This window comes from Acetobacter ghanensis (assembly GCF_001499675.1).
Taxonomy (GTDB): domain Bacteria; phylum Pseudomonadota; class Alphaproteobacteria; order Acetobacterales; family Acetobacteraceae; genus Acetobacter; species Acetobacter ghanensis.
Window position 1 is genome coordinate 630,563 of record NZ_LN609302.1, and the last position, 13,625, is coordinate 644,187.

A 13,625-nucleotide genomic window follows, 5' to 3' on the forward strand; every position below is an offset into this window, starting at 1 on the left:
GGAGTGTGAAGGCATGGGTCAAATCTCGATGAAAATTTCCGCCCTACCCGGGTCAGTTCTCAGTGAAAATCAACATCCTTGGCGGCTTGAGAGCTGGAAGGGTTCTATTGGAGTGGTTGAGGACTTTCTTGATCGCACCATTCGTTATGCATTGTTCCAGTTGGCCTTGCGCTATTGGGAAGGGCGCTGGGTTCTTGAGGTTCATGCGCTCCAGAAGGCCCTGAATGATAACGATAATAGAGCCTATCCGTTCAGGGTAGGGGAGCGTGCTATCAAAGCCATGTATCGCCGTTGGGCCATGCTGACGCCGCTCTTCATCGTGACTACGGCAAGTCTTCCCAAGCTTTCGAAATGCCGCGTGAAAGAAGGTGATAAGTTCGTCGAACGTTATATGACGGATTTTTTCGATCTGCTTATTGTGGATGAAGCTGGGCAGATTGCACCGTATCAAATGGTGCCCGGTATGGCTTTTTCGCGCAAAGCTGTTGTTGTAGGCGATGTGTTTCAGATTGAACCGGTTATCATGACATCGCATGTAACCGATACGGGCAATGCTCGTAAAGCTGGTGTGCAGGATTACTTCTGGGACAATGATGGTCCCATTAGTCCGCGGGTCGTTACAGCGGCTCCGGGGAACGGGCAGTTGATGGGGTCTGTGATGCGTGTTGCCCAGACCAGCACCAGCTATACGTCTTCTGACAGTCCAGTGCCTGGAATATTCCTGACCGAGCATCGTCGTTGTCATCGAGACATTATCGAAATCTGCAACAGGTTGGTTTACAACGGCAAACTTCAACCTATGACGGTAGCACCATCTCGGAAGCCGCCTTTACCACCCTTGGCATGGGCAAATGTTAATGGGCGCACGGATCGTTTAGGAAACAGTCAAAGGAATCTGAAGGAAGCGAGTGCCGTTGCGCGGTGGGTGTTCGAAAAATCTCAGGAATGGGAAACATTCTATCAGAAGCCAATCCATGAGATAGTCGCCGTTGTTACGCCATTTTCCCCTCAGAAGGACGCCATCCGCGCTGCGCTGCGTCAGCACTCCCGTGAACATCCCAACAGGAATTTTAGCAAAATAATGGTTGGCACGGTTAATGCCATGCAGGGTGCCGAGCGGGATATTGTGGTGTTCTCCCCGACATGCGATCGGGATGTCAGCACTGGTTTTCTGGACGGCAAGCGTAGCTTGCTCAACGTTGCCATTTCGAGGGCAGTGCATTCTTTTGTCGTTATTGGAACGATGGAAATTTTTGAAAGAAATCCAGTTTCAGCCCTTGGTATTTTAGGGAAAGCCTTGTTTTCCAAGGGCGTTGAGCTTGGAGACGTTACCGGAAACTGGGTGGCTGATGACAGTCTGATTCTGCGAGGCCGTCGGATTTCAAGTGTTACGGAACATCACAAGTTGTTGGATTATGCCTTCGAAAACTTAAAGACTGGACAAGAGATTATTATTGTTTCTCCTTATCTTTCCCAGCAGGCCGTTACGGCAGTGCAGACCCAGACAGGTATTCGGAAGGCTGCCGCACGGGGGGCATTGGTTAATGTGGTAACCCGTGATGATGAAAAGACCGCACCACTCAGGAAGATGCTTGAAGAAGCGGGTGCGCGGGTTTTGACTATTCGGAGGCTGCATTCCAAGACGCTTCTGACCTCAGCGTTTATTGATGAGGGATCTTTCAACTGGCTCAGTGTGTGGAGAGATAGCCCGGAAGGAGCAAATTTAGATACATCTTGGGTTCTGACTGGAGAAGATGCAAAACGAGCGTCCCGCGAGGCGATTGACGAGTTGAATGAACGCCTGAAAGGGCAGGGCAACATGCCTATCGGGCAATACATCTTCGATAGTCAGAAGAAAAGTGCCATGACTGAGAGCACATATCAGAAATAATCCACTCATTTTTGGCATGATACACACTATGATTTTTTATATAAAATGAGCCATGATGCGCAAAATGCGCCTTGGCTTTTGTAATTTTCAAATTGTATCAGTTTGTGTCAGGATTATTTCCTGCCTCTCATTACAAGACTAAAGAGCGCATTATATTCAAAAGTTTTTTCGAGTCTTCCAGCTCCACGAAGGAGCTGGAAGCTGACGTTTTGAACTGTCGGAAGCAGGGCCTCAGCCGCGGGCGGGAGGTGCTGGCGGCGGGGGAGGAGGCGGCGGCGGGGCTTCGACTGGCGCGGGCGGTGGCGGCGGCGGTGGTTTGTCGTCCGCGCAAGCGGAAAGCATCGATAGAGGAATGGCGAGGGCTACAAGCGCCGCATTACGGAGCAGTCTGTAACGGGACGATGTTTTGGAAGTCGCAGACATCTGTTACCCCTTTGTTAAGGCCCTGATGGGCGTTCAGTATTTAAGAACATCACTCGACAGAAAGTCAAACTAATATTTACATTATACTGAAGCATTGAGGAGTCGTGTTTTATGTCTACATCATGGTGGCAAAACAAGGCATATTGTGACGGTTCCTCAACGATCAGAACAGTAGAACGCACCATGGGCCAATGGGTTGCCACTGCTCGTTATTGTGCGTTGGTGGCGATGGCTGGTCTCTCTGCCTGCACCACCATCTCGGATCGTGCATCGACCGAGATAGGGCATGCACTCAACGCGCCGTCGGCGCTCACCGTGGAGGGGGACACGCTTAACATCGGCCTGCTGAGACGATTTTACGGCCGCCACGACTTTGAACCGGTATGGGACAACCATCCTGCTCAGGCACAGGCCATCCTAAAGGCCATTGCCCATGCGGGCGACCAAGGTTTGGACCCCGCTTTGTTTCATGCCGATCTGTTGCGGGATGACAGTAATCTGACACCGCTTGAGCGTGAACTTCTGCTGTCGGACGCGGCGCTGTCTTATGCTGACGCTCTGGCGCACGGCGCTGTGCCACCGGAACGACGGGCGGACAATCAGGCCCTGACGCCCGCAGCTGTGGATGTGGCGGCTAAAGTGCGCCAGTCTCTGGACACGCCAGACCCGGCCGCCATGATCGAAGGTCTGGCCCCCACGACCCCGACTTATCACATCCTGCGGCAGGCGCTGCGAAGTTGCCGTTCCGTAGGACCGACTGAGCGGCGCAAGGTTCTGGATTGTCAGCGCCGGATCGAGGTTAATCTCGAGCGCCAGCGATGGCTCCCGCGCGTGATGCCCGCCGATCGTATCGTGGTTAACGTGGCGGATGAGCGGCTGGTGGCCTATCGCGATGACCAGCCGGTACTGGCCACCCGGGTGATCGTCGGGCAGGACGCGACGCGCAACCAGAGTCCGGAATTTCAGGCGGTTATCGCAGCAAGCCTATTCAATCCACCATGGGTTGTTCCGAAAGACATTGTGGCGCGTGAGATGCTGCCAAGGATCAGTCGCGATCCGACCTATCTTGCCCGTAACAGGATGATCATGCTTCCCAACGGAGAAATCGAGCAGATGGCGGGGCCGGAAGCGGGGCTCGGCCTGTTGATGTTCGACATGCCCAACCGCTTTGACGTTTATCTTCATGACACGCCTGACCGGTCTCTGTTCAACCGCGCCAACCGTCGTATCAGCCACGGTTGTATCCGGGTGCAAAAATCGCGCGAGCTGGCTGCCCTTTTGCTGAAGGAACCCCTTACGGCCATCGATCAGGACATCGCGACTGGCCAGACGACGCGTCACGACCTGCCTATGGGTGTGTCGGTGTTCGTCGTTTACCAGACTGTGTTCGTGGACGAAAACGGCGTGCTGCGATATGCGCCGGATTTCTACAACCGGGACCCTGCACTCTGGGAGCAGTTGCATAGACCGCCGCGTCGTCCCCATGCCTCTCACAGCGCATCCAGACCGGTTTGAAGATACGGCAGCTGTTAACCTCCTATCGTGCCAACCGAAACGGCATCATCGCAAGTCATGATCTTTGCGCCCGTCGAGGTCGAGCAACATTTTTACGCTGCTATGGACCAAATTCTCATGGCCGCGTAATTTGTAAAACCCGGTCCCCGTCAATATTGGGACTGTTTACATTGCGTAAGCCAGCATAAACTGTTCAGGGTTCAAGATATTGTCTCTACGCCTTCTGCTTTCTTCCCTGAGCTTTATTGCCCTTCCGGCTCTGTGCCTCGTGCCATGCAGTCGGGCGGCCTCTGCTGAGCCCGCGTCTTTCGCGTTCCAGCGCACCTCTCTTGATGCAACAGGTGAACACCCTGAAATCTGCCTGCATTTCAATCAGAACCTGAACGCACAAGAAACATCAACACTGGCCCATTCGGTCCATCTTTCACCAAAAAGCGCCTTCACGCCGCGTGTTGAGAATGACACGTTCTGCCTTGGCGAGCTTGCCTTCGGGCAGGCTTACACAATGAAGGTCGACCCGGATTTTACTTCAGCCGATGGCCAGAACCTCCCCGCCCCCCTCACGCTCAGCGCCCGTTTTGGGCGTCGTGATGCGCATGTTGGGCTGATAGGAGACGGCTTTATCCTGCCCGGACGCACAACCGGGCATACGCCTGCCCTCGCTATCGAAACTGTGAACGTCTCCACGGTTCGTCTCCACGTCTTTCGGGTCGCAGCATATCAGCAATTTCCCGGCGCAGGTCATATCGACAGCACACTTCCTGATCTGAACCAGACCAGTTTTGATCCTTATACGTTCCAGAACCTGCTGGACACGACCATGCGTGAAATCTGGCATGGCACCATGGCTATCGATCATGCTCCAGACCGATCTGTGACAACTGGATTCCCGCTGGCAGAGACAATTGGCGCAGGACAGAACGGCCTTTATCTGGTGACGGTTGAAGACGCCGCAACGCCGCCCGAAAAAAGCCCCGTGGAAACTGCCATTAAACGTGCGAGCGCTAACGCCGAGCCGCTGGAAAGCAAGCCTATTTCTGCCCACTGGGTTAATTTGAGCGATCTTGGCCTGACCATGCTGCGGGGTGAAGACGGGCTGACAGTCAGTGCTCGCTCCCTGATGAGCGGACAGCCTACTCCTGATGTTACGCTGACACTGCGTGCCCGTGATGGCGGCACTCTGGCGACAGTCAAAACGGATGCGAGTGGTCTCGGGCATTTTGATGCCCCCTTGCTCCGTGGCACCATGGCAGACCGCTCCTCGGTCCTGCTGGCAAGCAAGGGAGACGATTTCGGCTTTCTGCATCTTGACCGGCAATGGTTCGATTTTTCAGAACAGCATCTTGAAGGCGCAGTCAGCCCCTTTCAGGGGAGCAGTCGCGCACTCGTGCAGCCTGACCGCGGGATATATCGTCCCGGTGAGAGCGTGCATCTCCTCACTCTTCTGCGTGACCGGGCAGGGCTGGCTATTCCAGACGCGCACCCGGTTCTTGTTCTGTACCGTCCCGATATGATGGAAGAACGCCGCATTTCGCTTACAGGTGCGGCAGAGGGCGGCTACGCTACCACCCTGCCTCTGAGCGTCAGCGCCCCCACTGGCCTGTGGCGGGCCGATATTCTGCTCGACCCTTCTCTGCCCGCCATCGGTTCGGCTCATTTCAGCGTTCAGGATTTCGTACCACCCAGTATCGAAGTCAGTTTTAAGTCACCAGCCTCAGCAACCGCCGGACAGGCCGTTGTGATTGATGCCACGGCATGTTTTCTCTACGGCGCGCCCGGTGCGGACCTTAAAAGTGACAGTTCCTACAAACTTGTTCCTACGACCGATCCAATACCAGACCACACAGGCTGGGCTTTCGGGTTGGAGAACGAGGAGACACCATCAGTCAGCGACGACATCAACGCGGCTCCAACTGACCGTGAAGGTCATACGCAGCTGACCTTCACGCCGGATATTCCTCAGGGCCTTACCCGGCCGCTCGCCCTTGATATACGCGCTGGTTTTCTTGACCCCATGGGGCGGCGCGTGGGTGAGCACTTTACAATTCCCGTCCGCCGCACCGCACCACTGATCGGCCTCCATGTCGCGACAGATGCCTCCTCCAGCATGGGCAGTGCTGTTATCCCCATTGATCTTGCAAGCTTCGCGCCTGACAACCATCCAGTTGCCATCGGCAAAATTCACTGGACCCTGTCACGCGTCAACCGGATCTATAACTGGTCCCACACACCAGACAATGGCTGGACCTTCAGCAGCCACACCGTGGACGTACCCATGCGCTCGGGCGATCTTGCAACAGATGCCAAAGGCACAGCGCGGATCACCCCAATGCTGGACTGGGGCGAATATCGCCTGAGTGCCATCCCGAGCGAAAGTGGCGGCGTAACAGGCAGTTCACTCCGCTTTCAGGTCGGCTGGGGAGGAAACGGTGATGCCAGCACACCGGACCATCTGCCGCTCAGCGTGCGCGATACACATATCGCTTCAGGCGGCAGCACGGTTATCCACATTGGCGGTGGTTTTGCCGGGCAGGCCCAGATAACGCTTGCAACAGACCGTGTGCTTAACACACGTTTTGTGGACGTCCCGAAAGAAGGGCTGGACGTGCCCGTAACCGCCACACCGGACTGGCATTCCGGCGCCTATGCACTGGTCACACTCTATCGCCCCCTCAACAGCCCCTCCGGCCTGCGCCCGCATGACCCTGTGCGGGCGGTTGGTGTCACATGGATTGGTGTCAATCAGGACACGCATCGGCTGAATGTAACGCTTGATGCGCCCGGCATCGTCACCCCGCGCCATCGCATCACCATTCCCGTGACGGTTCAGGCCAGTCAGGGTCGCCCGGTGGGGCATGTGCAGGTCGCGGTGTCCGCAGTCGATCAGGGTATTCTCAACCTCACCCATTTCACGCCGCTCAACCTGTTTGATGCCCTTTACGGTCGCCCCCGTCTTGGGCTGGACATGCTGGACAACTACGGGTCTCTGCTACTGAGTGATGCGAAAAACGGCCGGATCCGGTCTGGGGGGGATGTAACGTCAAACGACAGCAGTGCGGATGGCCCGCCCGTGCGAACAACGGAAAGCATCGCGCTGTTTGATGGCCCTGTCGCACTCGACAGCTCCGGGCACGGCACTCTCTCGTTCAATGTGCCGGATTTTGACGGTCAGCTTCACCTGATGGCCTCGGCATGGAGCAAAGATGCCGTTGGTAACGCGCAGGCAGACATCACCGCACGAGACCCGGTTTTCCCCGATCTGGGATTGCCACGGTTCCTCGCTCCGGGGGATACGGCACAGGCACAGGTCTCCATTATCAACGTTGATGCGCCATCAGCACCTTACGAGGTTCAGATCACCACGGATGGGCCGCTCCGTGTTCTTGGCTCCAGCACACTCAGCGCCCCTGTCAAACCCGGTGGGCGCGCTGACCTGCGTGTTGCGCTGGCCGCCACCCCCACCCTGCCGGGCCGTACCGCCATTGCGCATGTCCATCTCACATTGCGCCGACCCGGCACATCAAAAGCGCTGCTGACGAGAAGTTGGCCTATCGGCATCAGACTGGCGCATGTTCCGCTTACCGTCAGCCGGACTGCCCCGCTTCCACCCGGTAGCCATAAGACATGGGACCGCACGGAACTGGCGGGCTTCAACCCGGCAGATGCGCGGATAACCCTCAACATCTCCGTATCGGACGGCCTTGATACAGTCGGATTGCAAGAATCCCTGCAATCCATCGTCTGGGGGGATTCTGACACACTGGCGGCTCAGGCCCGTGCGCTGCTGCAACAAGGCAATCCGCCTCTCTCCGAGACGCACGACCATAGCAACACTCCGGGTCAATCCATCCAGTCAGCCATCAATACGCTTTTTGATCGCCAGAACCCGTCAGGTGAGATTGGCCAGTGGGACCGTTCCGATGGCCTCAGTCTTCCCGACGATCTGGACTATCTTGCTGATTTCCTGATCCGGGCAAAAGCCGCTGGCTACACCGTGCCGGAGGACCGGCTCGGCCTGCTGCTCGACAATATTGAAAGCGAGCAGCTCCAGTCTCAGAGCGTCGATGATGAAGAGGATGACAGTGAAAGGCAGGCAGAACGCCTGAATACACGCGCTTACGCGGCATACGTGCTGGCTCGCGCTGGTCGCCTCCACCCGGATGAAATCCATACTCTCGCGGACTCGCTCGTTGCGCGGCAGGATGGGACCCACGTCAACTATGTCTGGGCTGACACGGCAGGCTCCAATGCACAGGCCAATCCTCTGGCTCTTGGGCATCTCGCTGTCGCACTCGCGATGGATGATGCACCGGAGGACAACAGCGCGACATCACCAGAAGCACTGCTGGATGCAGCTATCTCGGCACTCGGGCCGTCCCGCACCGGAAAGCCGGATTTGTGGGATTACAGATACTGGACCTACGTGCGCGATCTGGCCGGGCTTGCTGCCCTGACAGCCGAAGCGCATGACGACCGGCGCACCCACCTGCTCATTGGGCGGTTTGGCAAGCTGACTCTGTCACCTGATATGCTGACAACTGCAACCAGAACGGCGCTGCTCGAAGCTGCCAGCGCTCTGAACAAGGATACTGACGGGCGGAGTGTGCGCGTGCAGGGGCGCTCTAACGCCACACCGCTTCGCCTGCCGCTTGCCTATCCGTTTGATTCCGCCGCACTCGAAAAGGGCCTTCAGGTCGAAAATACCGGTAGGAAGATGCTATTCAGCACCCTGACCGTGCAGGGCGAGCCAGCCGGGAATATCAAATCTCTCACCAACGGACTGACACTGGCCATGCAGGGCTTTACCCTGACTGGTCAGCCATTTGACCTGACACACATGCAACAGAATGACCGGTTTATCATCAGTCTCAAAGGCACAGCCCTCCACCCCGGTAATTATCTGGTGGGCATCACAAGCCTGCTTCCTGCCGGGTGGGAAATCGAGAGCATTGTGTCTCCTGAGGATGCCGCAAAGGATGCTGCATCTGACGACCAAGACATGGACAACACTGAAAACGACCGAGCAAAGCCCCCTTACGCTTTTCTGGGCACACTCAGTAACACTGAACATGCTGCCGCGCAGGATGATCGCTTTAGTGCTTTGGTGCGCTTCACGACGCAGTCTCCAGACGTTGCAACGCGGAGTTTCCATGTTGCCTACATCGTCCGCGCCATTACGCCGGGCCGCTTCACTCTGCCAGAAGCGATGGTCAGCGCACGGCATCTTCCGAGCCTGATGGCTCGCACGGCATCAGGGACAGTCGAGATCACTGCACATTGAGGGCTTCTTCCCGCCTCGTCAGAAACTGTACACTCGGCCTGCTGCTCACCAGCCTCATTCCGGCTGGTCTGCTGGTGGCCGACCGTTTTAATCCGCCAGACCTACATCGGGCCGAGCAAGCCGCCCTTCTTGTTCAAGCCCGTGACCATACACTGCTTGACGGCCATACAAGCCGCGATGGCTTCTGGCGTCTGCCGGTTGAAAGCCAGGAAGTTGACCTGACCTACATCACACTACTGATGATGACGGAAGACCACCGCTTTGAAAGCCATCCGGGGGTTGATCCGCAGGCCCTTGCGCGCGCTATCTGGCAACTGGCCCAGCGTGGTCATATCGTCTCGGGTGGTTCCACGCTGGCCATGCAGACAAGCCGCCTCCTTACCCCGCACCGTCATACATGGGGCGGCAAGCTGCGCGATATCCTGCGCGCCCTCCAGCTTGAATGGCGTTTCGGGCGTCGGGGTGTATTGAATCTTTACCTCACGCTGGCTCCTGAAGGCACGAATATCGAAGGCATCCGTGCGGCATCCTTGCTCTATTTCGGGCATGAGCCAAGCCATCTGACACCCACCGAGGCCGCGGTTCTTGTGACTTTACCCCGGCGGCCCGCTGCACTCCGCCCGGACCGCCATCCTGACGCCTTGCTGAGCGCTGCGCTCCGCACACTGCAACGCGCCACTTCCTTACGGCCTGTTGCATGGCCAACACCAGACACACGTGGCGTACCGCATGACGCCCCTGAACTCGCCGGTCATTTTCTCAGCGCAGGGCGCAACGGCGTGGTGGTGACAACGCTTGATGCAAGGCTCCAGCGCAACGCACGGCAGGTGCTTGCCAGCCACCCAGCCCCGCTACGTGGAACATTTGCAGCACTGATTGTCGACCATGAACGGCAGATCGTTGCATGGGTCGGAGGGGCCGAACATAAGGCTCCGGGCAATGCGATTGATGCTGTTTTGGCACCCCGCTCCCCCGGTTCCACACTCAAGCCGTTTGTCTATGGCATGGCGTTCGAAAAAGGCTGGATGACGCCCCACACACGTGTGCTCGATAGCCGACTTGCCATTGGTGGTTATGCCCCCAAGGATTTTGACCATGCTTTCCGGGGGGAAGCCACGGTGAGTGAAGCCCTCCAGCTTTCACTCAATGTGCCTGCCATTCAGGCGCTGGAGCGGGTTGGTCCCTCCCGGTTCATGGAGCGCCTCTCCGCCTGCGGTGTGCGGTTGCGACTGCCAGAAAACCCGGATGGCACACAAAGCACGCCGAGCCTTGCGATCGTCCTCGGGGGTGCAGGCATCTCACTCTATGAGCTGACAATGCTATATGCGGCACTCGATCATGATGGTCACGTCGCCCCCCTGCATCGTGAACCAACAGGTCTGAAATCGGCAGACCCTGCCCCCGAGATAGCCCTGCTGTCCAGCAGAGCAAATGCCGACATTCGCACAATCCTGCGGGGCACCGCTCCACCGGCTGGCGTAGCATCATGGGAGGGAGTTGCCTTCAAGACAGGTACATCCTACGGCAATCGAGATGGATGGGCGATGGCCTCCACCCCACAGGCAACTGTCGGTGTCTGGGCCGGGCGCCCGGACGGCACCGCCTCTCCCGGGCTGACAGGACGGGATACGGCAGGACCAGTACTGGCAGTTCTTCTCTCCCTGCTTTCTTCATCCCCGCATACATCAGCCCCGCCAGCCAGTGCCCAACCTCATCGTGCTATTGCAGTCCTGTCACCTGCTCTGCGCACCCTGCAACAACGGCAGGCACCGCAGATCATCTTTCCGCGCAATCATTCCGAAATTGAAAGCCGCTCTTCCGAGGGCACGATGCTGCCCGTCGGGCTGGAAGGCTCAGGCGGCCATCCGCCTTATCATTGGTATATCAATGGCATTCCGCTGGATGTACCGCCCGGTGCGCAACCTTCATGGACGCCTGATGCACCCGGCTTTGCCCACATCACTCTTGCGGACGCACAAAACGCCCATGCGACTATTGATATTCGTATACGGTGAAATGAAACCCTCTTGCACTGTCAGTTTATTTTATAACAAGTTTTCCATTTTCCAGCCGATCAGCCTTATGTGGGCTAACATCGCTCACTGCAATGTGGCTGGCATAACGTCCAATACTGGTAAGCTTTTTAATCTGGTCTGTAATACCCTGCTGAACCGGACGACGTGACGCTCCTGCAAAGGTGACATCGTTCTGCTTTTTGTCATCGCGGAGATGACGCCAGAGATTATAACCTCCTTTGCCTCGTGTGGCTCCTCCTCATGACAGCCCCGGCGTCAGATATATCCGCCGGGGGCCTATCGCCCACGCTGGTAGACCGAACTCGCCTTCAAGTTGTTCAAGAGCTCCCAGATCATGCGACACTCCGGAGACCTAGCCTGGGGATCCGAGTGAGCTGGCGGCTTAGCGCGCAGGAAGCAACGGGGCTGGAAATATGTGCTTGCGGGGCAAATTGACAAGCCAATCAGCGTCCTCCACACATACTCGCGCATGCAGAACGTCAACAAAGATACCGCTTCCATCCAGAACGGTGGTGCGAATGCAATCAACCTCTCCAGTGAGACAGGCATGGATCAGGCGGTTAATGATGCGCTGCGTTACGCGACCACCCTTCTCACCCAAGCGCCTGATCATCCTGAAGCTTTGCTGCTTATAGGAACGATTCATACTTGGCAGCGGCATTTCGTGCAGGCTATCCCATTCCTTCAACGTGCCACAGTCTTACTGCCGCAGAATGCTGAAGCTTTTAATACTCTGGGCTTTGCACTGTACAATACTGGAAGACTAGAGGATGCAATTGTCGCTTTCCGCGAGGCGATCAAATTAAAACCTGACTTCCCCAGCGCACAAACGCGACTGGAAAAGGCCCTGACGGCGCTCGACCATCATAAGAACAGGGTCAAACGCTATCATGAACTTCTGGAAATTGACGCTAACATCGAAGAGATTGCCCGCTACCGTGCAGTTCTGGCCGTAGATAGTAAGGATATATCTGCTCTTAATGGTCTGGGCAAAGCATTGCATGCCTCCGGACGAAGCGAGGAGGCCATTGAGCCTTTTCGTTTGGCTCTGTCCTACAATCCAGTCTGCACGGAGAGTGCGCGCAATCTAGTCCAGATTCTGGTCGAGCTTGACCGCGTGGAAGAGGGGATAGCCTGCTGCCGTGCCATTTTGGACCACGATCCAAACCTGCCTGCCTTTCATGCTGGCGCAGGTTCGTTATTACGCAAAGTTGGGCGCCATGTTGAGGCACTGCACTACCTTGAACAAGCCTGCGCTTTACAGCCTGACAATGCATGGTTTCATGCCGTACTAGCTTTGATCGCGCGCGAACTCGGCCACATTGATCTGGCAATTACGCATTTGCGTCAGGCAATTACCTTGGATCCGAACGAAACCAACTATTATCTAAGCCTTACTCTCCTGACGAAGCTCATGGCCGATGACCCTGCATTGGCCGCCATGCAAATGCTTGTCAAACGAGAAGATACGTTAGGTGATCAGGAGAAAATGCGCCTTCATTTTGCGCTCGGCAAGGCGCTAGCTGATAGCGGTCAACATTGTACTGCGTTCAATCATCAACTGAAGGCTAATGCGCTCCGTCGTGCCGCAATCCCCTATGATGAAACACGGATAGTTAAAGGCGCCAGACTTGTACGCAAACACTTTACTGCTGCGGCAATCGCAGCGACTGCCGAGACAGGCCACATTTCGGCATGCCCGGTTTTTATCGTTGGCATGCCGCGATCCGGATCAACGCTTGTTGAACAGATATTGGCCAGCCATCCGCAAGTTTACGGCGCTGGCGAGGTCAGTACCCTATCCGATACCCTCAAAGATGCTGCCAAACGGTTTCCAGACTGGAAGTTGGGGACTTCGCTGGCGGGTCTGAGTGTACGTGACCGGCATTTCATCGCCGAAGATTATCTCAGTCGGTTGAACAAACTGGTAGTCAACTGGGCCGGGGAGCACGCACCAACACGTATTTCCAATAAAATGCTGGATAATTTTAACTATATTGGGCTTATTAGGCAGCTATGGCCTAATGCACGTATCATCCATACCGTCCGTGACCCAATAGACACTTGCCTTTCCTGCTTCTCAATCCCATTTGACCATCTGGATTTTGCATTCGATCTGGGCGAACTTGGCCGCTATTACCATCACTATCAGGAACAGATGGCGCACTGGTCTCGGGTTCTGCCGAAAGGTGCGATCCTCAATGTTCACTACGAGCATATCGTTGAGAATCTGGAAGCTAGTGCTCGGCGTATCATCGCTTATTGTGACCTGCCATGGGACGAAACCTGCCTGCGTTTTTATGAATGCCGTCGCAAGGTCATGACTTCCAGTCTGGCGCAGGTCCGTCAACCAATCTATCGCAGTGCTGTCGGGCGCTGGCGTCCAGATGCTGCAACTTTGCAGCCATTGCTGGATGGACTTAAAGGGCGGCCGACCAAGCTTAGAACTCCTTTTGAAAGTAGAATATGAAGCGCACTA

6 protein-coding genes are annotated in these 13,625 nt (G+C 56.3%); 5 read left to right on the forward strand and 1 reads right to left on the reverse strand.

All coding sequences use genetic code 11. The annotated features are described in order from the left end of the window. Positions 1–13: 13 nt before the first annotated feature. Positions 14–1,891 carry an AAA domain-containing protein gene (locus AGA_RS02975; RefSeq protein WP_231945979.1) on the forward strand — a complete coding sequence of 626 codons (1,878 nt, stop codon included), beginning with the start codon at positions 14–16 and terminating at the stop codon, positions 1,889–1,891. A 231-nt stretch (positions 1,892–2,122) separates the two neighbouring features. Here the strand turns inward: AGA_RS02975 and AGA_RS13650 are convergent, their stop codons facing one another. After that, a complete protein-coding gene (locus AGA_RS13650; protein ID WP_157065286.1) occupies positions 2,123–2,314 on the reverse strand; it encodes a hypothetical protein in 192 nt (63 codons plus the stop codon). Between the two features lie 228 nt (positions 2,315–2,542). On the opposite strand from AGA_RS13650, the gene AGA_RS02985 reads away from it, so the two are divergent. The 4 genes from AGA_RS02985 to AGA_RS03000 all read left to right on the forward strand — a co-directional run bounded on the left by AGA_RS02985 (position 2,543) and on the right by AGA_RS03000 (position 13,616). Next, positions 2,543–3,829: a L,D-transpeptidase scaffold domain-containing protein gene (locus tag AGA_RS02985; protein WP_231945981.1), complete on the forward strand. Its 1,287-nt coding sequence runs from the start codon at positions 2,543–2,545 to the stop codon at positions 3,827–3,829. Between the two features lie 208 nt (positions 3,830–4,037). Next, positions 4,038–9,110, forward strand: coding sequence for an alpha-2-macroglobulin family protein (locus tag AGA_RS02990; protein ID WP_059022964.1), 5,073 nt, complete (start codon positions 4,038–4,040; stop codon positions 9,108–9,110). Continuing rightward, positions 9,107–11,125 carry a transglycosylase domain-containing protein gene (locus tag AGA_RS02995; protein ID WP_059022965.1) on the forward strand — a complete coding sequence of 673 codons (2,019 nt, stop codon included), beginning with the start codon at positions 9,107–9,109 and terminating at the stop codon, positions 11,123–11,125. The genes AGA_RS02990 and AGA_RS02995 overlap by 4 nt, the downstream gene beginning before the upstream one ends. Before the next feature lie 490 nt (positions 11,126–11,615). Next, on the forward strand, positions 11,616–13,616 hold the full coding sequence (locus tag AGA_RS03000; RefSeq protein WP_059022966.1) for a tetratricopeptide repeat-containing sulfotransferase family protein: 2,001 nt from the start codon (positions 11,616–11,618) through the stop codon (positions 13,614–13,616). The last annotated feature ends 9 nt before the right edge of the window (positions 13,617–13,625 follow it).